This window comes from Acetobacter malorum, assembly GCF_001580615.1.
GTDB lineage: Bacteria > Pseudomonadota > Alphaproteobacteria > Acetobacterales > Acetobacteraceae > Acetobacter > Acetobacter malorum.
Genome location: NZ_LHZC01000048.1, coordinates 1 through 21,975, shown reverse-complemented (window position 1 = coordinate 21,975; position 21,975 = coordinate 1). Strand labels below are relative to the sequence as shown.

The following is a 21,975-nucleotide window of genomic DNA, read 5'->3' as shown; positions in this document are numbered from 1 at the left end:
CCCCGCTCCATTTGAGCGGGGCCTTTGTGCATAGAGCCGCAGATCCGGCCTCAACTAGACCTCTACGGGAGCTCGATCAAATTCCAGAACAAGGTTTGTTAAAACTCCTGACTGATCGACTAGCTTGTCACAGCTTTCGGTCATCTTATTCGCCTGTTCCACAGATTGATTGGCAGACTGGTTGAGACGTGAGGCCACTTCATGATTTGCACGAGCACCAGAACTTTGGGTCTTCATTGCCTCATCGATTCTAGCCACCACATCACGAACCACACCGACACCGTCTTCAATATCCGACAGTACCACCTTGGTCCTACCGGCGGATATTTCGGCAGAGGTAATACTTTCTTGGCTTGTCTGAGCCAGTTCAGTAATGCTCGCCGCAGCCCTACCTGTTGTGCCTGCCAGCTCCCGAATTGATTCAGCGATTACGGAAAAGCCCGATCCGTATTCTCCAGCCCTCGAAGCCTCAATATGAGCATTCAGCGCCAGCATCCTTATCTTTGTGGATATCTCGGAGATATCCCTCACAAGGGTGAGCATAGCTCGCCATGCCTCACCTATCTGAGCAATGCTCAAGCTCAGAGCGTCGACATCGCCGTTCCCATTGGCAACCGCTGTCGAGAAGTTATCAATGGTGACCGTTGCTGCCTCCATCTGCACAAGAACGTCAGAGACAGTTTTATCCAGTATGGCGGAGGATTGAGTAATGTCAGATATCGCCCCCATTTGAGACGTGGCACGCTCCCGGAGGGTTTCAACATTATTTCGTATTGAGCGGGAGGAATCCTTTACCCCTGATGAAACATCCCTGATATCTCCGATGATAACACCGATGCCAGCCTTAAGACCGTTGAAGGACGTTGCCAGTATTGGAGCCTTTTCGACAACCTTTTCATCAAGCGTGACTGACATATTGCCTTCAGTCATCTGATCAAGAGCCTGCGCAATAGCAACTAGGGCTGCGGTCCCTTCTTCTTGGGCAGCCTCGCGGTCATCTCTCAATTTATCAAGGTATGTCGAAACAGATAGGTCGATATCAAGTAACGCGACGCGAATAAGGGTCCCAACCATCTCCCCCAGGTCAGTTTGGGGTTGCCTGCCAAAACGTCTGGTTCGTTTGTTTTCGTAATCCGAAACGATACGTCGGATCATGTTGTCCAAAAGCACGGCGTATCCCGCAATATACCACTTGGGTGACAGCCCAATCCTTGCGTGGGTATTACCAATCCGGGTTACGTTCTCAACATATTCCCGTCCGAAATTCGCGGACAAGATGGTTTCCCAATGCTGCTTCTGCCTGTCGCGGGCGCTGGAAACCATATCTTGGCTAGGGAAGAAATGAGAGAGTTCCGGATTGCTTCCGACACGTTCATAAAAACTTGCCAGGCTTTCATCAAGGATAGGGCCGATGCCTTTGCGGAGATTTTGCAGACATTCTCTTTCTTTATCTCCTATGCTCAAAAAATGCAGTCTACTAGCGAGTTCTGCAAATCTTTGCGCATCTTCTTTTGGCTTAACAGGCATCAAAGTGATTCCTAATTTTTTAAAAAAAAGACCCGATCCACCTATCAGATTTTAAATCTGTAAGGTTAGACCGAGCCTCAATTTATCGTGCCCAATAGTTCTTTGGTGATCCTTGGATTGGTCTAGGTAATCCTGAAGGATTACATACCCAAGGCGCGGCGGTAGATGTCGAGCAGTGTCTCCTGCTCTTCCACTTCACTTGGCTCCTGCTTGCGCAGCCGAATGATCTGTCGGATGACCTTGACGTCAAACCCAGCAGATTTCGCTTCGGTGAAGATGTCCTTGATATCGCCGGCAAGGGCCTTGCGCTCTTCTTCAAGGCGCTCTACGCGCTCAATAATGCTGCGGAGGCGATCGGCGGCAATCCCGCCCACAGCAGTATCCTCGCCACCAGAGAAACCTTCGTTATCCTGTCCTGACATTAGGCGTATCCTATAAGATTTTTAAGCTTGTCACATTATAGTCACCACATATTCCTTTATCAAATAATTTGCCGAAAAAAATGGCCAGGGCATTGCTGCCTTGGCCATATTAACTGGTCTGCGGGCAATCTTTTTATTTAGACAATAAATTAATTGACGCTTTCCTTTTTGCGAGAACTCTTCTTGCGGTTGTAAGTTCCAAGGCCGGTTCCCTTCGCCTCTTCGCGCTTCAGCAACGTATAATTTGTCGCCGCCATAGGATATTCCGGCGGGAGCCCCCAATAGGCCCGGTAATCCTCTGGCGTCTGCCGATGCTGCCTTTCAATATGCCGTTTGATCATTGTGAATTCTCCGCCACAATGCAAACAAGTGATACTATCCTCGGAGACAGAAAGCCCGATATCTGCTTTTGGGTGCTCCTTTGGTGCAATCCATTGGCCGGGCTTTTCAGGAAGCGTGGTGGACATTCCAGGAGCAAACGTCTCGCCGTAACGCTTCTTTTCCTCAGCAAGTCTGGCACTAACCTTTGATTCAGCCTTAGGGATGCGAGGCTGATCCTGCTGAGGCAGGATTGCCTCCGCATCTTCTGCCTTAGGCGTTGTAAAGCGCGCCGCGTCATCAAACAGATGCTGGTCCATTTTACTGGCTGCCTTTTCAGGCTTGTTGGCCGCCCGAGATCCCGGAATGCTTGTAGCCACGGCAGGCGTCGCCACCGGCAAAGGAATAGCAGGTCGAGACCCGACATCCACCGGAAGCAAATGCATCAGCCGCATTGTCTCCTCAACCGCGGTATCCATGTTATGGATTACGCCGATATCACCCATCCCGGATATAACACTCAGGAACACACCAAGCCTGTCAGGGCTTTTGGAAGCAACCGCCATAAGGGAAAGGGTCAGATCTCTAACCTTCTCGGCCTGCAAGATAAGGGAGTCAGGCGTCTGGTCAGATGAAAAGTCCCGTTGAAATCTGGATACGAGCCGGGTTATTCCTTTTTGGCCGATATCACTAACAATATGTTTTTCCACTATTTTATAGTCCCTATGTTTACATGATCGAACGAATCGTATTTAGCACAAGAAAAATAATAAAACCCGTTTGTATATCATTGCAATCTGGTAATTCTCCTTGTAACACTTTGTTATGCAACCTGGCGACTAACATCTGACCTTCATTTCAGCATGAAGAGTCATTATCATTCGTCAGGATAGCAGAAATTCGGTAGTCCATCCCTTCGCTCCAAGACCTAGCCCGGAGTTTGCTTTGCGCCGCGCGATATTAAAGAACATCCTGATAGTGACGTGTGGGCTTGCCTCTATGGCCCTAGCGCCAGCGAGAGTCAGTTCTTCAGCGCTTACGTGGCTGAAGAAAAACCACGCTTCACCAGAGACCTTTGGGCAACCGTTAACAGTGATACCACAACAAGATTCTCAGAAGACAAATGAGGCAAGCAAAAGCCAAGTTGCTGAAGGAGACTCTGCCGCTCCCAGTGAGGAAATACACCTTCTAGAACGCAAAGTAGTTGGGTCAGTTCCATCTCAAAAAAACTCTCTACGTCCGACGAAGGAAAACACGGATAGCAAGACGAAAGCACCCCCTCAAACTCCGGCCGAACAGTGGGCCAACCGACTAAAGTCCATGTGGCCAGATCAGAGTGGTATGTGGGGCATGCGTCACCTCACTACCAAGCAAGATATGGTCCAGATGAAATATGGTAAGAAAACCGCCAGGCAAGATAAGGTGCCAGGTCAAATCTCCTCCACGTCCCCTAACTTACTCCTCACAAGTAGAAATAAATCATACTCCAATCAAAAGACATTCTTGAAGCCCTCTTTTCTGGATAGCTGCTCTTCATCAAGGGATCTTGCCGTGCTCCTATCGCCAGCGTGCGTTCAGGAAATGGAAGCCGTTCACGCAAAAGGTGCCTCTGCATATTCAGAAGAAAAAAGGCAGAATTTTGAAAGCATCGGCGCACCGCAAATATTAAGCGCCACACCAACAACTCCTAATCCTTATCCAGTATTATGTCATATTTCATTCTTTCCGTCTGCCGGGGAAAGCATTATCCACGATGTCCGGATATCAAGCGCCAAAGACTGCATGGTCGAGGCTGATATCATAAGCCGCGGCCACACAGGCCATGAGGCTGTAACGATAGACGATGAAAGCTCGAAGGCACACTTTGACGTGGCGTGCGTAAGATCTTCCCCCCTAACTATCGCATGCCACGCAAGATAACCCTCAAAGCTTCATGCAACTGCAGCCCTACCCATCAAGGCAAGCGTTAGCCTGTCCAAGCTAATCTTAACCTGCTCGATGCCGCGCACGGCCCGCTCACAAACCGTTGCATTGCTAGTGTCCGGATCAACGCCCATCAAAGTCATCTCAAGGAGCGTCACCACGCGCTGGGCCTGCCCATGAAGTCCCTTGTCTTGCGCCTTCTGAGAAAGCTCTTTTGGCTCAAACTTTTCCTTCAATGACGGAGATATCTCATTCGACACCCCATTCAACGTCAACTTGCCCGCCCTAGGCGCAATGGTTTGTCCACGCAGAACTGTTACCGGGCGTCGCCCTTTCCCAACAGAAAGAACCTCAGGCTTCCCCCTGCGCAAACCCTTATCGGAGGTGGCCTGGATTTTTACCTGCGCTTCGAGGTCAGACAACTGATCCCTAAGTCTAGACGCTTCAGTCTGAGAACTCCTCAGTTGCGTCTGCAGCGCGGAAACTTCGGCTTTCAGGCTACCACGAGTTTTTTTCAGCTCGTCAGCCTCGATAACCAGAACGTCTTTTTCCTTTGCGGCAGCCTCTGCGCGACCCAGCTTCCCCCTCAACTCCTCAATGAAAGATTCGGCATGCTTGAGAGCTACGCGAAGATCGGCTTCCTCAGAGGAGGATGTTGGCGCACTTTTCGCCGTAGCGGCCACATCTTTCTTTCTTCTGCCGGCCTTTCTTTTTGCTCTTGAGATCAAGGACTCACGCAGAGAAACCTCAGACCCTGAAGGACTAGCCTCGAATGAAAGCTGTTCCCCCTGCCGGGATGAAGGCAGGACCTCCTTCCCAACAAGATCATGGCTATCAGCTTGGTCAGGCTGAACATCTACCAGCACAGAGCTTTCCTTAGGAAGTCCAGGCAAAGCCCCACGTGCAGTTACGCAAGGCTTACGCAAAGCGGATTGGTTTTTCCTGCCCGCCTTTTTGGCAGCAGGAGACACCCCACGATTACGCACCTGGGTTTCATTCTGAGCCTCCTCTGCCCGTTTAGCGGTAACCTTTTCCGCTGCGGCAGGCGTAAGCCCAGCATAAGATCTTCGGAACTCTGCCAAATTAAATTGGCTTTTCCCTGACCTTGACGATGATGCTGTTATCATACCGCTCAACTCATATGGTTAGCTTTAAATTCAGCATTAATTTACAACACCAACTCCCTAGAGACAACAAAAAAGTCAAAAAAATATCTTCACATAATTGAATACAGGGTTGAGGCGCGATGCGCAAGACCATTTTTACCTTGCAGTGATGAAATTCGATGGACAGACTAAACAGCATCTAAAAACTGAATAAATCCTCTCCTGAAAGGGTTCCTTTCTGAAATGTTCCGGAAAACTCGCATCCATCTGCCTCCGAACAACGTCATGGAGCCCAACTCCTTAGCTCGCGCATGCCTTACGCCCATATCTAAAGACGGGAAGTTGCTTACCGAGGGCACCATTATCATTGCGATAGAGCCATCCAATAAGGCCAAGCTATTGTCTTGCCAGGGGCAACTTATTTCTGAAGGAGAATTGTCCCAGCAAACCAGCGATGCTCTAGAGCGCGCAACAGGCCTTCCCTCCTGCATATCGGCAAGGACCGTCTCACAAAATAGACCATTCTATCAACGCTGGACCTTTTACCTCTTCGCGCTCATGACCCTTCAAACCGCTCTTTTAATCTCCATGGTTATCAATGGTCCGCTGCGCCATATTCAGATTTCGCCGGAAGTCCCTGTCCTTTCTGGGCCTCAGGACCAGGGGGGCAATTCACCTCTTTACACTCGTCTTCAAAATTCCATCCAATCTGGCGCGCCGATCTCTGAAGCAGACTTTGCTCAATTCCCAGATTATCTACAAAAGGCAATTATTGAGGCAGGCATGAACGTCGGCCGCCGGGGGAACTCAGCACCCAAGATGACTAACCTTCAACAGATGCCCGCCCCGCGCACCGGCAGTCGCTCCATAACAATCGTTAAAGCAGACGGCGCCAAGCCCGATCCGGCTTCATCCTTTCCGGGTGAAGACGCTTACGGTATCAGCAACCTCCCCCCACCCAACACCACCGCCAGCACAGGGAATCTTAAAATCCCCATGCCCGGTGGCAATGACTTTCGCTCAAGGAATGACGCAAAGAAGTTTGGGCTGGGAGAGTTCCCAAGTGATATAGATGAGAAAAGCATAAGTCGCTGAAATGCAATTTTGAAACTGTATTCAGAAAGATGAATATAGCAAATCTTATATTTTCGTTGTTATTTTATCAATGCAAGTCTATAGTATATCCACCTTTAAAGAATAGATTGCAGTTGGACTCCATGGACTACAACCTCCTCGCTGAACAGCTCTCCTCTTCTGACGACCACAGAGTCTTAACGAGACTATCTCCAGTTATAGCTGATCCGCCAGAAGGGGATCAGGATTTACGCAAAGCGATCTTTGTCGACACTGAGACAACCGGCCTCGACCCCTCCCTGGATGAAATTATCGAGATCGGCATGGTTCCATTCATTTACAACGCTAAAAGCGGAGAGATAGTCGGGACCCTACCGGCATTTAACGCTTTGCGTGAGCCTGGGTGCGCCATCACCCCTGCAATCACCGAAATCACCGGCATCACTCCCGAAATGGTTTCAGGTAAGTCGATTGATCCGAATGATGTTAGGGAATTCATGTCCGGAGCTTCGTTGGTGGTCGCACATAATTCAAAATTTGACCGCCCATTCCTTGAGATATTTTGCCCTGCTTTTTCTCTTGCCCCGTGGGCATGCTCTTTGGAGGATGTTCCCTGGAGAGAAGCCGGTCTCTCTGGGGGCCAACTCCAGTCGCTCGCTTTGCAGTCTGGCTTTTTCTACGACGCACATCGAGCGCAAACAGACTGCCATGCCGGCATAGAATTAATGCGCCGCACTAGATTGAGAGATGGCACGCACTCCTTCCTAAGCCTCCTAACTAAAGGGAGGACACCACACTTCCGCATTTGGGCCATTTCCTCCCCTTTTAGCCTCAAGGATATTTTGAAGGCGCGTGGATACAGATTCAATTACGAGGAAGATGGTCGCCCCCGAGCATGGTATGTCGATAAGCCTGCCAGCGAAGTGCAGACTGAAATTGATTACCTGCACAAGGAAATCTACCAGACTGATGCCTCACCTATTGTCGTCGTTAAGATTGAGCCGGGAGATCGATTTACCAATCGTGTGTGATTATCTGAAAATGCCATTGCAAGGATAATTTCACTGATATATCAATGCGCATCTGCATATGAGCATGGATAGCAAAGCTCGCAGAAAGATATTTGATATGCACAACAAGGATAGTTATGGCCCCCCGATCTTCACGAAATAGCATTCAGGATTATCTTGTCTCAGGTGAAAAACTCGCCGTTTTCATCGATGGCCAAAGCCTTTATCAGTCGTCGCGAGCACTAGCCTTCGAAATCGACTACAGCAAGGTTCTCGCTGAGTTCGAAAAGGCCTCGCTTCTGCGAGCTTATTATTTCGTAGCCATGCTCGAAACCGAAGATTACTCTCCTCTTAAACCGCTTACTGACTGGCTCTCATATAACGGCTACTCTGTCGTCACCAAGCCTGCACGGGAATACAATGATGGCAATGGCCACCGGCGCGTTAAAGGCAGCGTAGCTGTGGAGATTGCTGTGGAAATGATGGAAATGGCCCCTCATGTTGACCACATCATCCTTTTCTCCGGAGACTCAGAACTCAAGCACGCCGTAGAAGCGGTCAAGCGGCGAGGAACCAAAATAACTGCTTTCTCCACTATGCATGCCGGCCCCCAGAGCATAAGTGATGATTTGCGCCGCAGTGTTGATGGGTTCGTAGAGCTATCTCAAGTAATGCGCCCGATCCAAAGGCGCCCTCCACCCGCCTCTCAGCGTGTTCCTGAGGACAATTTCCAAGATCCTGAAATCGACAGCCCGACCCCGCAATTCTCAGCTACTAGCGGCTCAAATAAGCCTCTTTCCCCAATCCGAATGGGCGACTAAACAGCCAGGGCAGAAGCGACACCACCAGGGCAGACAGGTAAGGGTTTGTGCCCTTCAATGACAGAATACGGGGGGCATGCCACCAGCGCCCCCCCGATGAGAGTGCTTCTGTCTCCCACTCGTTCCATGAAATCCTTGAGCAATTCCTTAGGAACGTTTCCTAAAAACCCATACAAACCTCCAGCCAATGTCGCTGTGAGCTGGGCATTCCCACCAAGTGATATTGCGTATCGGACTGCGCTTTCATAGCCCTCCGCAGCAACAACGCATGAAATGGCGGCTCTTACGTAATCTATACCTCTTGCCCCCACCTCAAGACCGCCACTCATCCAAATCTCCTTTTGCGCCGGTATTTCAATTCCAAAGCCATTTTCGACGACAGACCTCATACGTGAGCGTCCTTCCCCGTTTTTTAAGCATAGTCCTGCCACAAGAACTATTTTGATCAGGATTAAAATCTCTCTATCGTCCGTAAATTGCGAACAGAAAGAGTCAACCCACAACAGAGCATCTTCTTCCGTGGAGAAAACTGAGGCCGCGGCCAGTCCTACGACCGAGAACATTCCCATATTGCCATCAATGCGCCGCTCTCCGCCGCTCGAAATCCAGTCCGACAGCCCTGCCCCTCCGCCTGGGGATGGCAGTATGAGCGCATCCCAAACAGAGAGCACATCTAGATACGACATTCCGCATGTGAGGCTCACTGCCGTTGAAAGAAGAAATATCGAACAGTTACCGGGAGAGCATATCTCTGGCCTGTGTTTGAAATTAATTGAATTCATCCCCGTGTATAGAAAAGGATGTCCCATGTAATCGCCAAACACTGCACCAAATATACCACCTTCAATTTGGAAGGATTCAATATTCTCAGGACTGGTTCTGCACGAAACTCCTTTGCGCCAGCTCTTCGGCCATAGTCGCCACAACACCCTTTTGCCCCTCATCATCTTTTACGTCCCCACTTTCGATCGCTGCGTTAATCCTCTTGGAGATAGTGCTTTCTGCGGACCCCTCCGGGAAAATTTGAGATAGAATTTCCCAGGCTTTCTTATAACCAACCTTCTTCGCCAAAAGTTCTCGCAGCAATGAGTTGTGAGGATCCGTCTGTAGGGCCCATATTTCCTGAGGCCCAAGCGAGTTGTATAGGAAATGCTCATGCCGGAAACCAGATCTGGTCTTGATGCTAGTGAATACCGGAGCACCTCTGGCAGTAGGGCGCCCCATGTGATTTATGACCTCCTGAGCATAAGCTGAAAGATCCGCGTTAGCGGCTAATGTTTTAGTTTCGTTTGCGTTAGCTGTTCCCGTGACCCAAATCGCGGTAGATAAGCCCACCATCTCCTTGTCGAAGTCATCAGGCATTTGAGACGCCGCGACGACGATCACCCCGAACTTCCTTCCAACACGTCCATCAAGGACGATTTGGTTCCGCGGGCCGGGGCAGCCTTTCGTTTTGTGCACCTCGTCCATTATAATCATTTTTTTCGTCTCATTGAGACGCTGTACACGCTCGGCGTGGTATTCTCGGTAATCAGGCTCAAATTCTGTAATATTTTCCTGGATAAGATAAAAATCTCCTGCAGTGGCAAACCTGGCCAAAAGGCAAGCGATACTTGTTTTCTTACGGCCCGCCGGGCTGGTCGCATCCCCACAGCATTCGTCAATGTCGAGTGAGACAATGCGCGCATCGCCGAGATCAAAGGTGCTCGGCGCAGAGAAAACCTTATAATCCCGCAAAGCTTCTGAAATCATTCTCCGAAATGCGTTGAGAAGAGGCTCACCACTTTCGGTAGGCGTCTGCTCATATATGTCTGTCACCTTCGGATAATTCATGACATACATAAGATCGGCGATTAACGGCACCGCATATCGCTGAGCTCGATATGCCATGTGGTAGTCTTTTTTCTCTTTCGCCAGATAATCAACAACTTGATACCAAGTTGTTTCATCATCTATTAACGCCCCATACTTCTTCAGAGCCGCGTCGATTAAGTAGTCGCCGGGAGCATATGGCTTAGGGTTCCCATCCCTGTTTCGATCACTTTTGGCTTCAAATATTTCGTCGACAAGAGTGGATGCCAAGCCAGCCAAACCCTCAGGCGGCTTTCCAGCAGAAGGATCAGTAGCTAACTGGCAGACGAGGTTTACCAGCATATCTTTCTGGTGGACTGGCGGCTTCCTATTGCCGAGAGGAAGGTCGCATGGATTGATGATATGCTTATCGTCGTAGCGAAGTCTCTTATAGACAGCCAGATGCTCCTGCCCAGCAGGCAGGTTTTCACTGATTAGCGATATCAGCCCCTTACTTGTCGGTCCATAATCGATCATAGCAATACGGGGGAGCTTGAAGCCTCCCGTTCCTGCTGTTTGCAGGGGTGACAAACACGCTCCAAGATTGAAGGTGTTCAACAGAACAGACTTACCGCCACCAGATGCGCCCACAACAAGATGGAAGTCACTTGCTGTGATTGTCCCGGCGATATCAAACGGCCACACCCTGCCATCCGGCGTTCTGAACAGCACAGGCCCTGTTTGGTAAGGGGATGAGTCTCTTTGCCATGGCTGCATCCCCATAATCTCTTTAACCGGGCCTGCTCCTGCGGGCGCCGTTGACAGTGTGTTGATGCCCACTGTCGAGGACATGAAGGCCGCCAAAGGGTCCCCTATAGCGACGGTTGTCTCACAGTGCCCCCATCCCTCAACAGCACTCTGTAGTCTGCTCAGTCGCTCTTCTAAAAGCCGCTTTTCACCAACAGGAGCCCACGTAGCAAAGGAGATCTGTACCCTTCCGACTATCAGACTTTCTTCCGAATGTGCCCTCTGTGTGAGTTCATCTATCGATTCTTTTATGATCTTGTTCTCAGGATTGGTTATCTGAAATATGGCAGCCAATGTCCTGCGCAACGAAAGGCGAGCCACCCCTTGCCCTTGAAGTAAGAACCGCGCGCGCCACGGTGGCTCCTTCCCGCTCATTCTCATGCGTCTGATCAGCTTATTGAATGACTGCTTTTGTCGCTGGGCACTGGTGAGATCCATTCCCGCGAAGACATACGGACCAATTTTGAGGTTCTGCGGCGTCTCTTGGATGCCGGGAATAGAGAATATTTGATCATCCAGGCGTGACCACAGGCTATCTGTAACATCCCCCTTGAGGGATGAACTGCGATGAATCGATGTGCTTCCACCTTTATTATTTGCGGATTTACGGATCTGATCTTCTGTCTTTTCTTTGCGAGTTTGATACGGAGTTGATGGACACCAGTCACGAGCTGTACCCGTACGGTCGACCGTTCTACGGATAGCGCGTAAGGCCTCAGTAACATTCAGCACCTCTTGGCGCATGCCCGCAGACGAAAAATCGTTGCTTACGCTCTCAACGAAAGACTTATGGTGATCGAGCATCTTTTGAGAGGATCGAAACACCAATTGGGCGTCACTATCCGCAGGCCACCATGAGGGAGGCTTTGTATCCTCTCCAATATTCCGTAACTCTTTGGGCGTGAGGACACTCGTGAAAGTCCACAAAGCCAAATAGCTTCTTTCGTCCACAATCAGATTTTTCAGGTGCTTTTCGCGCGCGGAGAGCAGACTTCCCAAATCCAGACCGACCCGTTCCATGACGTTCCTGGCATCGGAGTAGAGTTCTCCAACCAGTGAACTGGAGGTCTCCGGATCTCGCTCTATGTATAGCTCAAAAGCGTGATTTCCTTCGTCAAGATAGTTGCCAAGGCTGATCGTCATTTTCGTTAGGAAATCGTCGAATTCGTCCGGACCACTCATGACCCGCGTTCCGTCGAGACGAATCACGGAGACCATGCAACCATCTTTGCCGACGATCACAGTGTCGTCTGCAGTCGTTTCCAGTCGGCTATAGGAGGCGAATGTCGCACGAAATTTCTGGTCGAATAACGCGCGTACGGACAGGGCTGTTGCAAGTAGGCTCATGATAGCTTCCGATGATAACCTTAATGGCCTTGAGAAGGACTATTCCATCAAGGATAACAACCAGAGACCAAAATCCTCACATAAAATGGATGTCAGGTGGCTCGCAAAATTAAATCCAAGAAATAGACAGGTTTTTTTCAGCTCGTTCCCTATTCGTGCCCACAAACAAACCTTGTCTCATGCACCACTTCTCACTACCATCACGCCATAAATTTAATGTGAGGGGATAATGGCTAGGGAAGACTTAATCCCTTCTGGCCGGAAGAGAGACGTGTCCGCACAGGCCATTCCTGGCGAAACTCTCTTTGGTAGTGTCGGTAGAGCGATAGCTCACAATGGGTGGTCAATTTATCCCCAGGAGCAGATGGGTAGGCGCTTACCTGGGCGCGTGGATGGACGGACCATCCGCGTTTCTGAAGAGCATGACCTCGCAAACAAACTTCCCACCGCCCCATTTTTAGACGCCTGCGTAAAGCAGTGCGCAAGCATGAACGTAGCCTGCGTTCTGGGACCCGCCACCTCTAATGTCGTGGTCATCGACGTCGATATTACCGATGTGGCCATGTCTATAGCTGTACAACGGATTGCCTTCGAGATCTTCGGAATAACACCGTTTAGGCGTGTCGGTCGTCCGCCCAAAATGGCCCTTTTTTACCGCCACGCGCAAGAAGATCCGGTGGCCAGTATCTCGCGCTTTTTCTCGGCAAAAAATGAAAAAGGGGAAGAGATTAAGTCTGGCCAAGGTGTGGAAATCCTTTCCACCGGCAAAAGCGTCACGCTTTATGGTCGACATCATGGCACCGGGCGATATTTCACTTGGACCGGCGAAAAGGACCCAATCACTTCCAGCCCTTCAGAAGCGCCGGTTGTCACTTCTGAGCAAATTCAGACCTTCCTTGAGCGTGTTGACGAAAAATACCCCTTCCATAAAGGCGTAGACAGCGCATCATCCTTCGAGATGGTCCAAACCAACGGACGGCGGCTTTATAAGCCTTCTGCTCCTGGCGGCGGCACATCTTGGGTCGAGAACTCAGACGGCTTAATCATCGATGGCCGAGAAGCCTACCTACAATCACTAGCCTTCGCCGCATGTCGCTCCCACGCGGAAGACATCAACCGAAGCGCACCTAATATTCACGATGTCATTTGTTCAGAAATTCTCGAAAGCTTCACTGAAACGGTAAAGCCCGAGAACGGAGGTAGGTGGCACGGCAATAGCCTTAAGAAAGAAATTTCCACCCGCGTTCAGAGACTGATCAGATCAGTCGCCTCTGGGAAGGTTGTTCTTCGTGCTCCGCGGGCAGGCGGGCTTAAAGCTTCCGCATCGTCACACATTCTGCCTTCTACGAAATGGTCGGAAGCTGACGATCTGGCTTTTATGATGCCCACGTCTTCCAGACGACAAAATCTGGCAATCAAAAAAGACAAGCCGCCTACCCCCGAAGACGAAGCGAACAATGCCCTTGTAGCAGACCGGCATCTAATTACCGACGGCATCAAGGAAGGCATCCAGGCCGGGCTTACTGCCTTTTTAACCGATGTATACGGCCACCCCACCGATTACGCTCCCGAGCTGCGTCGTATTAGGATTAACATCCTGCGTGCCCCTACTGGGGCTGGTAAGACGTCACAAACAGTCCGTCGCCTTGCTATGGACCCAAGAACCCACATTCCGTTTCGACCCGGTCATCTATCATCCCCAGAGGAAGTCGGGGATGATAAGAAGAAAGAGCTCATGTGCCCTTGGGTCATGCTTCTTCCCACTTATTCCAACATTGATGAGCTTCGCACCCGCGCCGAAATTCTTAATTTGGATGGCTCTCTCCCTGATAATGAACTGGCCGCTCAGGCCGTTGAGATCGGCCTGCTTCATGAAGACGATCCGGCTGTAGATGCAAGACTTGCTGAGTTAAGGCGAGACGCAGAAGACTGCGGTCTGCGCACCATGGTCTATGCGGGGAAGATTAAGGCCGGCTGTATGGTGCCTGAGAAGGTCGCCCTCGTCTCAGGCGCAGGGCTTGGCACGGCCTCTCTATGCAAGACGACGAAGAGAGACGCAGACACCCACGAAACTACAGAAGTTCTCTGCGCATACTACGACGAATGTCCCGCGATACGACAGCGTGAGAATATTCAGAATTGCCACATCATTTTCACGCCCCACTCATTCCTCTCAATGACCCTTCCAGAGGAACTTCAATACGTACGTGGGATCGTTGCTGATGAACGCGTGCATCATATGTTCCTACACACGACCACGCTGAGCGCCTCCACCCTGACATCCCCCAGGAAGCCCCCAAAGCTTACGAAAAGGCTCAAGGAAGAGAAGGTTACCCCGGAAGAGTTGCTGGCCGACAGAGGCAGAGTTTCTGAAATTGTCGTTAAGGCAATGAAGTCGGGACTGTGCCCTGCTCAGGCCGTGCTGAACGCCCCCCTTAACAGGCCAGGTCGCGAGGCAGAAGGTGCGCTCCCTCTTGTCGAAAGCGCACTCACCGTGATGCGTAGCGCAACCCAGAGAGATATGAACATCTCCCCGGACACATCAGAAGAGGATCTCACTGAGATCTGCTCACGCCCAACGGGGAAGGATGTCCATGAGGAATTGCGGTTCTGGAAAATAGTGGAAGAGCGCATCGGCCTGCTGATAACCGACCGCCTGCGTGAAGAGGGCATCAAAAACATGAAAGAGGACATCGCCCGCCTGACAGGAACTTGCAGTGAACTCTCTTTGCACCGACTGCATCGGGAACTCACAAAATTGGAAACGACGCCGGCTGCAGCAAAAGGGAAGAAAGATTATCGCATTCAATGGCTATGCGGTGACTCTGGCGCACCGGATGGAAGCGATCTCATACGTATATCTTGGCGATCCAAGCCAAACTGGGGGGACGTGCCTTTCCTCCTTTTAGATGCATCGGCGGCCCCTGACATTGTTGAGAAAATATGGGGCGGAGGGCGCGATAGAATTGTGGTGCATGACGTCGTTCAGGATGTCGGACGCTCGCTTAATGTCCGCATTGTCGGTATTATAAACGAGACAATGTCTACTTCATCAATCATTGGGAGTGACGGCGGATCTCATAAGAAGATGACCGATCAGGGAAAGCGCCTTGATCGCACCAGAAAAGCTATCTCGGCTGTATCCGGTCTTTATGGAATGGGACGTGTTGTCGTAGGAACAAATATCGCCCTTCGCAGGACGATTAACTCCGGATGGGTTTGCCCGGACAATGTTGACTGGTGCCATTTCGGCGCGATGCGAGGGCTAGACATGTTCAAGCATCATGCCGCGGCTTTATCAGTCGGCAGAATGGAGCCACCTACCCGCTCAATCGACGGTCTTGCAGCGGCATTAACTTACGATGATGACACTCCAGAACTGCCCTATGATTCTAGAGGGGATGGCCTTGATAGAGAAGGTGAACAACTAAAGGTTCCCACTGGGCAGCAAACACTGCGCCACAGAAGCGGCGAGACCCTCATTATGGCAGTGCCGCGTTACCCCGGAAAATGGGCCGCACTGATCCAGAAGCAATATAGGGAAGAAGAGCTTCTTCAGTTCCTCGGCCGCCTGCGCCCCGTCTACCGGGCCGGTGAACCTCCAGTTTGGTACGCCATGTCATCTATCATCCCTGAAGGGGTGATCGTGGACGACATCATTCACATTAAAGACTTCCTTTCCAGTCGACAGGGAAACAAATTCGCAGAGCGACTTTGGGACGCCATTCGCCGAACTGGAGGGGTAGTCGTCCCGGAGATCCTTCACAAATTCTGTCCGGACCTGTTCTCCAGTAAGGATCATGCTGAAAGAATCATGACAAGGATGCGGTTTACCGGCAATCCGGAGGAAGATTTCAGGGAAACACGCGGCTTTAACATCTGGGAATGGACCGGTCTGGATGGGAGCGAAAGATACGCCTACGTTCGCGGCTCCGTGCCTAACCAGGAGGTTTACCTCCGTGAGAGTCTGACACGCTTTATGATCCCTGGCAGCTCCTTGAAGCTCGTCCGTGATAGCGTGACGGGGCTGAACCTACTGGCTAAGCCTCGCTCCCCTGATGCCGTTGAAGAAAGCATCGGAAGTAGGGAAGAGAGAATTCAGGCTGAAAATGCAGATTTCAATTCGGCCAGCTTACGCCTGATTGAAGGAAGTACAGTGCATACAAGCTCAAGCGACGCCGAGATGCGCTTTTTATGGGGGCGACCAGACGATCAAGGTCAGGCCTATACGGATTTCAGTCTTTCAGAAATGAAAGCGGTGGTCGCTATTGAACGCACCAAAAGAGAAATCGCCAGCAAGAAACAATTGACCACAGATCAGGATTAATCCGATGACACCACCTGAGGGACTCTGCGGCTGCCAGAGATGTGATCGGGCCAGGCCGGGGCTGCCCGGCCCAACTAAAGATGGATGGCGCTATGCTTGCGAAATCTGTGGGAACAAGCGCTGCCCGCATCACAACTGGCATAATTATCGCTGCACTGGAAGCAACTCAGAGGGACAGGTCGGAGAAAGTGCCTGCGTAGTCGAATAACGGGCCGCCCGGCTTGCGCAGCAACACGATGCGATTGGTATTAGTGCCCTTAACCTGATTATTGACCCCCCAAATATGAGCGGCTTTCGTGAACTTCTGACAGTTGATGAACACTGAGACTGGTAGGAAGCCTACTTCTTTTGCAAGCCTCGTCACTCTTTCATCTAAAGGTTCACTTCCCTTCCTGATCTCTCCAACCTCGATCGCCGCGAACCCACCCGGCTTGAGTATCCGCAACATTTCCCGCATCGAACCATTCATCAGATCTTCCCACCCGGCCATTGAGCTAGAATTCCAGATCTGAGGAAACCGGCTTTGCGCCTGTATTGCATGACTGTAGGTCTTTGCCACTCCGCCAAACCACATCCTCATCCAGTTCTCTTTCGCATAGTCGATCACATCGACAAAAGGAGGACTGGTCATCACTAGCTGGACGCTATTGCCAGAGACGATGCTTAAATCATCCGCACTTCTAACAAAGAGGCGGCTGCCGGTAAGGTCTGCTACCCCACCCCCGGCCAGAAAACGTGCGGATTTTGCCTCAATGAGAGCGGAGACATCCTTACGCTCGAACATTTTGTCGTATTTGACATTAATGCTCCGCTGGGCTTCAGGCGAGGCAGTGTTACCTGGCGGCAAAGAGTAACGAGAGAGAAAGCCTGGCGAGTGTCCGGTAAGAATAGCCATGACAACCATCCTTATCCAGCCATCAACTGAATGGGGGTCACAATCACAAAGCATATCCCGGAGCATTAGAACATCAGCAAGGGTATCTTTGTGAAAGAAGGGTGACAAATCGCCATATTGGACAGGGTTCTTTCTCTCCCACCTGCCCATTCGCCTAGACCAACTCCCCCACTTAAAGAAGCTCAGGCGCTCTTTTATCTGGGCCATGGACGGAGGGGATAGGCGTGGTGCCACTATCATGGGAGATATAGGGTTGGCGTCTGATCCAGAGACGCTTCGCCCCATTAGTCCCGCTTCCAGGAGGGTTGTCCCCCTTCCCATAAACGGATCATAAACCGTGTCTCCAACCTTGGTCAGACGGGATATGAAGAAAGACGGGAGCGTGGATTTATAGCATCCTCGATATGAGAAACCATGAATTGGGTTCCCTTGATTCTGCTTGGCTGACCACAGCTCCCCGTGGACTATGGGTGGTTCGTGATCGGTCATATCAGAGACGCGGAACACCAACTTCATCGTCAGGTGACACTGGGTGGGGAGGAACAACAAGTCGGCTCGACGAATTCACCAATACCAAAGCATAATCCTCCAGTTCTTCCATGGTGGGACTGGTGATCACGATGCTCGATTTCTCCTGTGCGATCTCAAACTCACATGAGAGTTCTCCATCAATAAGGGAAATACGCTCGGCAAATTGCTCAGGCGTAAGGCCACCCGCGCGGTGTCTGTTCTGCAGACGCTTTTCAATTACGTCCCGGCTGCATGAGAGGAAAACCCCTGTCAGATATTGCCCCATTCCGGATACGGCGGCCTTCAGGCTCCGAAACCCGTTAATTTCGCAAACGAGTACCGCACAGTTCTTCGGGGATTTCTCCAAGGCCTGTTTGAAAGCGCTTTTCGTGGCCCCATAGTAGTTCTTACCAAAGCGTGCGTGCTCGACGAATTCACCCTGTGAGATCTTCTGGAGGAAACTCTCTTCCGTTACGAAGTGATAATCCACGCCGTCGCGCTCACCGCTTCTGGGAGGTCTTGTGGTCGTGGAAACCACCGCTTCAGCCCCATATTTGCGCATAAGATCTGAGAGGGTGGTCTTTCCGGAGCCAGAAGGGCCCACAATCGCGAAAATCATTAGCAAAAAAATCCTTGAACCTTGCGCGGTCTTCACCGAATGGATATCTGCTCAAGATCTACTGAGTTTTTTCCTTGCGAGCAACCAAAGAAAGGTCGCGACAACCCCGGCAATCACAAGGCATATAATGGTGACAATATTCGCCACAACACTGGCAATCCCAGAGAACGGAAGACCGCCATTGTGCGAGGCATACCAGTCCAGGAAGAGGTCAGAACGCATCAAAAGCGACAGAACTTCCGGCACCATTGGCGATAGAAAAGCAAGCGTAAGAAGACATTTCGCTATGACATAAAAAGAGGTAGCCCCTATCATATCTGCCAGGAATAAACTCTTAAACACCAAACCCCCTGGCTCTCTTCAAAGCAGACTATCTACGCCGTTCGCAATCGACCCTCACCTCCTGAGTTGTGCCAGAGGATCGCATCAAAAGCCATAGGTGGATCATCTTGTCATGGAAACCGCAAAATCAAGAGGTTATATTGCATTCATGGTGCATGATTTAGTGGGTTTGGGCACTGATTTAAGGAAAAGGCTGAAGGTGATGAGGTCGAGGTTAGGATACACAAAGCCAATCGCTGCCCTGGTTGTTGGGATTGTGAGCAACAATGTCTCCTACGCCCAGGAAGCTCCTCACCTCTCGCTGCCTAAAAATAAAACGTCCAATCAGGCCTCTGCAAATCCTGAAATATCTGGGAAAATGCTGGCCAAGATTTCAGACAACATTCGCGGCTGTTCGGAAGCACCGAGCGCCTCAGACCGCCTGCATTGCTACGACATGGTAGCTCAAGCCACTCAAATAGTCCCTGGCGCGAACGGAACTACAGGAGCTTGGGTCACTTCTCCTGGGGCCGCAGCCCTTGCATCATCCTCAACTACAACAGCAAAAGACGCTCCTCACCCAGGGCTTTTCGTCAAATGTCGACAAGAGAGCATCTTTGCTTACGTAGAGTTCGGGGAAAACCCCTTCCCACATTCCAATCATGACGGATACAGACACATAAAAGTAAGCCTTAACGAGCGAAGGCTGGACGGCGGGAGCGCCAAATCCTCCGTCGTATGGACATCTTCTTCAGCGAAAAGCGCCATCGGCGTTTGGACAACAGACGAGGCCATGATTTTTGCTGATCATCTTCGCAGAGATAAAACCATCACGATGACGATGGAGCCGCTTCCCTCCCCTCCGGCCACCATAAATCAAGAGGGCAAGGAGAAAGAGCAGGAATTAGTGCCGGTCGCGGCTGGTAGTGAACGTATCGCTATTAATTTTTTTACAGAGGGCTCTGAAGGCGCTCTGACGCCAATCCTTGCATCATGCCGCCTAAAAGGAAAGAAACAGTCATGAACATCAAAACGGTGGGCCTCCTCGCCACATTGCTTATTCCTTTAACCGGCTGCAGTGAGGAATATGGCTCTGGGGCAGATCAGGAAATTTACGTCCACACGTCCCCCGAGGGAGCGCACTGCTCCCTGATCAATAAGCGTGGCGGATGGGAGATCTTCAACACTCCTGAGCGCATCAATGTTACGCGTGGGCGTGAGGCTCTTGACGTAAAGTGCTCCAACTATAAAGGCTGGGCCGGTCAGGCCAGAATTGGAGCAAACGGATCTGTAGAGGGTGTTGCGGATGCTGTCGGAAGCATTCAAATCGACGCTATAGACAGTGTGTTCATGAAATACCCGAATGAAATTGTCGTCAAACTCTCTCCGCCTGTACATGATACAACCGGAGGTTATAATTTGGGCGGTATCAGCGAGATGAGTTTAGAAGCCATCCAGAGGAAGCGAGAAGCTGAAATGGAGGCCATGAACCCACCTCCGCCCATTGCCAAAAAGGCCCCGGAGAAGCGGAAATCTCAGCCAAAGAAAAGCCATCGGAAGCCTATCAAGACCAATGACGATTGCCTGCCGCTGGGCATGAGAGCTGCAAAATGAATTTGGTTATTAGCTAAACAAACGGGGGCGCGCGCCCCCCTATCAATTTACCAGCAAATATCTGCGTTGATTTTTTTGCACCTTGGGCAGATTCTGTTTCCAGGTCCGTCGGAGATGAACCTTTTTCCGCATTTCAAGCACTCTTCTTCCGCGGGCCACTTTTTCTTCTTGATGATCTGACCGGCCGCTGTCGTAACCTCGGTGAAAGATGGGCTGTCATTCAGGGCGTGAGCATAGGTAGAAGTCAGCTCCAGTAAGGACTTCACACCTTCTGAATCCTTACCCAGAAGATCTTCCAGAGAAGGCACCCATAAGCACTTTAGAAGCTCGGGCTGGTCTATCTCTTCCAACCTGTCCATAATAGCATCGATAGATCGCCCGATCTCTTCTGAAAGCTCTATGACAGGTGTGTAGCCGTCAGACCTCCTCAATTGAGAGATCCGCGACACTAGATCAGCATCCTCTTCTGCGGTCCATCTTTGTCTGTGGCGAGCGCCACCACCCCTCACACGAGGCAGTTTCTGCCTGGAGGCATGGGTCTGCACAGAAGATCTCGTTCTGTTCAGAGCAAGCGCAATGAGAGCGACACTTGAGAATTTATGCCAAAGCACTGCCAGTGCGACATTATCCTCTTCAGTCCAATCTTTTTTTGGCCCTGTTTTCGCCATCGCTCCCGCCAAACAATACTCCGACAGATATGGAGTGCTTCAAGGTTAAAGACCGAGGCGCCCGTAAAAAAGGCAAAAATGCTCCGCAAGGTTAAAACACTCTTTGTTCCTTGCACAACCGAGGCCTAGAATTCACTCCGTAAAGCCATTTTCGGGGTAGCATTCATGTCTCAGAAAAGAGAAAAAGTTTCATCTGCGTCAAACTTATCTGGCGATCTGGTGATTATAACCAGGTTCTCTGACCCCAATTTTGTCCCGGATGGCTTTCATCTCACGGAAGATGGCGATGAGTTTCTGCTTACCAGTAAAGGTAAAGCCTACAACACTTATTACTCCATATCCCCAGAAAACATGGAAATTTTGAGGAAACTGGACAGCGTTCTTGTGGTGTTTACCACCCCAGATGATCGCCTTCATGAGGCGATGGCGACCAAGAAAGGCCTTGCATCATGATGAAGTTGATCAACGAAAACGAGATTGAAGCTCTTCGCGGGAAGATGCCTCTTCTTGCTGGTTTCCTGTCCAAGGCCGCCCGCGTCAGTGTTCCTGAGGGGGCAGACTTCAAGGCTTTCCTCGACAAAGCAGTCGATGGCGCGAAACGATATAAGGCCACCACTTTGGCGTCTGGCCTGGCCATCGTCGGGATCTGTGCCGCGACGCCGATCATGGTCCTAGATCCGCACAATACGGATCACCTCTTCAAGAGATTTGTCTCCTTGGACTTTCCTTCTGCTTCCTCTCCGCTCGCTGAGGCGCCGAACGCTCCTCCATCGTCTGGGGATGTCAGGCAGGCTCCGCCCACAGTGATATCGAAGAAGGCACTGCGGGATCTTGCTACAAATGCGCGAGAAAAAGCTGCCCGCCCCCCCCCGCCC

At 50.9% G+C, this 21,975-nt stretch carries 18 protein-coding genes and 1 pseudogene; 8 read left to right on the top strand and 11 right to left on the bottom strand.

The window, feature by feature from the left end:
• Positions 1–54: 54 nt before the first annotated feature.
• From AD930_RS07485 to AD930_RS07465, 4 genes are all read right to left on the bottom strand, one after another.
• Entirely contained in the window at positions 55–1,527 is a 1,473-nt protein-coding gene (locus AD930_RS07485) for a protoglobin domain-containing protein (RefSeq protein ID WP_082781753.1), read from the bottom strand.
• Positions 1,528–1,667: 140 nt separating this feature from the next.
• Positions 1,668–1,949 (bottom strand): DUF2312 domain-containing protein, encoded by a 282-nt coding sequence (locus tag AD930_RS07475; protein WP_061505712.1) that lies wholly within the window; start codon positions 1,947–1,949, stop codon positions 1,668–1,670.
• A 149-nt stretch (positions 1,950–2,098) separates the two neighbouring features.
• Entirely contained in the window at positions 2,099–2,977 is an 879-nt protein-coding gene (locus AD930_RS07470) for a MucR family transcriptional regulator (RefSeq protein ID WP_156476922.1), read from the bottom strand.
• Between the two features lie 1,221 nt (positions 2,978–4,198).
• Entirely contained in the window at positions 4,199–5,056 is an 858-nt protein-coding gene (locus AD930_RS07465) for a hypothetical protein (protein ID WP_061505710.1), read from the bottom strand.
• Positions 5,057–5,638: 582 nt separating this feature from the next.
• Between AD930_RS07465 and AD930_RS07460 the strand changes: the two genes are divergently transcribed.
• From AD930_RS07460 to AD930_RS07450, 3 genes are all read left to right on the top strand, one after another.
• Positions 5,639–6,391, top strand: coding sequence for a hypothetical protein (locus AD930_RS07460; protein WP_156476921.1), 753 nt, complete (start codon positions 5,639–5,641; stop codon positions 6,389–6,391).
• A gap of 122 nt (positions 6,392–6,513) precedes the next feature.
• Positions 6,514–7,401: a 3'-5' exonuclease gene (locus tag AD930_RS07455; RefSeq protein WP_061505821.1), complete on the top strand. Its 888-nt coding sequence runs from the start codon at positions 6,514–6,516 to the stop codon at positions 7,399–7,401.
• A gap of 116 nt (positions 7,402–7,517) precedes the next feature.
• Positions 7,518–8,201 carry a LabA-like NYN domain-containing protein gene (locus AD930_RS07450; RefSeq protein WP_082781752.1) on the top strand — a complete coding sequence of 228 codons (684 nt, stop codon included), beginning with the start codon at positions 7,518–7,520 and terminating at the stop codon, positions 8,199–8,201.
• Here the strand turns inward: AD930_RS07450 and AD930_RS07445 are convergent.
• Entirely contained in the window at positions 8,198–9,148 is a 951-nt protein-coding gene (locus tag AD930_RS07445) for a hypothetical protein (protein ID WP_156476920.1), read from the bottom strand. The genes AD930_RS07450 and AD930_RS07445 overlap by 4 nt on opposite strands.
• Positions 9,069–12,146: a hypothetical protein gene (locus AD930_RS07440; protein WP_061505707.1), complete on the bottom strand. Its 3,078-nt coding sequence runs from the start codon at positions 12,144–12,146 to the stop codon at positions 9,069–9,071. The genes AD930_RS07445 and AD930_RS07440 overlap by 80 nt, the downstream gene beginning before the upstream one ends.
• Positions 12,147–12,417: 271 nt before the next feature.
• On the opposite strand from AD930_RS07440, the gene AD930_RS07435 reads away from it, so the two are divergent.
• On the top strand, positions 12,418–16,473 hold the full coding sequence (locus AD930_RS07435; protein WP_167375154.1) for a bifunctional DNA primase/polymerase: 4,056 nt from the start codon (positions 12,418–12,420) through the stop codon (positions 16,471–16,473).
• Between the two features lie 166 nt (positions 16,474–16,639).
• On the opposite strand, the gene AD930_RS18285 is transcribed toward AD930_RS07435, so the two are convergent.
• The 4 genes and pseudogenes from AD930_RS18285 to AD930_RS17760 all read right to left on the bottom strand — a co-directional run bounded on the left by AD930_RS18285 (position 16,640) and on the right by AD930_RS17760 (position 18,722).
• Positions 16,640–17,368 carry a DNA methyltransferase gene (locus AD930_RS18285; protein ID WP_244150522.1) on the bottom strand — a complete coding sequence of 243 codons (729 nt, stop codon included), beginning with the start codon at positions 17,366–17,368 and terminating at the stop codon, positions 16,640–16,642.
• A 264-nt stretch (positions 17,369–17,632) separates the two neighbouring features.
• A pseudogene (locus AD930_RS18495) lies at positions 17,633–17,857 on the bottom strand (DNA methyltransferase); the annotation flags it as partial.
• Between the two features lies 1 nt (position 17,858).
• Positions 17,859–18,497, bottom strand: coding sequence for a guanylate kinase (locus tag AD930_RS07425; protein ID WP_061505704.1), 639 nt, complete (start codon positions 18,495–18,497; stop codon positions 17,859–17,861).
• A gap of 51 nt (positions 18,498–18,548) precedes the next feature.
• Complete coding sequence (locus AD930_RS17760) at positions 18,549–18,722, bottom strand: hypothetical protein (protein ID WP_156476919.1); 174 nt, start codon at positions 18,720–18,722, stop codon at positions 18,549–18,551.
• 214 nt (positions 18,723–18,936) lie between these two features.
• Between AD930_RS17760 and AD930_RS07415 the strand changes: the two genes are divergently transcribed.
• Together AD930_RS07415 and AD930_RS07410 are read left to right on the top strand one after the other, a co-directional pair.
• Positions 18,937–19,842 (top strand): hypothetical protein, encoded by a 906-nt coding sequence (locus AD930_RS07415; RefSeq protein WP_156476918.1) that lies wholly within the window; start codon positions 18,937–18,939, stop codon positions 19,840–19,842.
• On the top strand, positions 19,839–20,432 hold the full coding sequence (locus tag AD930_RS07410; RefSeq protein WP_061505701.1) for a hypothetical protein: 594 nt from the start codon (positions 19,839–19,841) through the stop codon (positions 20,430–20,432). Before AD930_RS07415 ends, AD930_RS07410 begins: the two co-directional genes overlap by 4 nt.
• Positions 20,433–20,479: 47 nt before the next feature.
• Here AD930_RS07410 and AD930_RS07405 read toward each other — a convergent pair whose 3' ends face one another.
• Positions 20,480–21,100, bottom strand: coding sequence for a hypothetical protein (locus tag AD930_RS07405; RefSeq protein ID WP_061505700.1), 621 nt, complete (start codon positions 21,098–21,100; stop codon positions 20,480–20,482).
• Positions 21,101–21,265: 165 nt separating this feature from the next.
• Here AD930_RS07405 and AD930_RS07400 point away from each other — a divergent pair, with 165 nt between their 5' ends.
• Together AD930_RS07400 and AD930_RS07395 are read left to right on the top strand one after the other, a co-directional pair.
• Positions 21,266–21,553: a hypothetical protein gene (locus AD930_RS07400; protein WP_061505699.1), complete on the top strand. Its 288-nt coding sequence runs from the start codon at positions 21,266–21,268 to the stop codon at positions 21,551–21,553.
• Positions 21,550–21,975 (top strand): hypothetical protein (locus AD930_RS07395; protein WP_156476917.1); only part of this gene is annotated, 426 nt, incomplete at its 3' end. The genes AD930_RS07400 and AD930_RS07395, both read left to right, overlap by 4 nt.